Annotated in this window: 1 protein-coding gene; it reads right to left on the bottom strand. The window is 60.9% G+C overall.

Going from position 1 to position 220, the window contains the following annotated elements; genetic code table 11:
- Window positions 1–220: relaxase domain-containing protein (locus RRF55_RS28845; RefSeq protein ID WP_439419422.1), on the bottom strand; the 220-nt coding region annotated here is incomplete at both ends.

Raw genomic sequence — 220 nt, 5'->3', positions numbered from 1 at the left:
AAGGGCGGTTCTTCCTTTTTTTTGCGGGTGGCCTTGCAGGCCTCGTCGTGGCTGGCGTTGGGGTGTTCCTTGACGTAGTCCAGGATTTCTTGGCGGCGGGTCTTCGTCTGAAGCACCAGCTCCCGGTCGATGCCGGCAATCGTGGTGAGAGTCTGGCCCGTTTCGTGCCCCATCACGTCCACCTCGCGTTCCCGCTGAATCCCATAGCCCAGCGCTTTCA

It is taken from the genome of Klebsiella sp. K47 (assembly GCF_051858335.1).
GTDB classification, from domain to species: domain Bacteria; phylum Pseudomonadota; class Gammaproteobacteria; order Enterobacterales; family Enterobacteriaceae; genus Klebsiella; species Klebsiella pneumoniae.
Note: the sequence above shows the minus strand (reverse complement) of the source record. Positions and strands in the feature narration are given on the sequence as shown.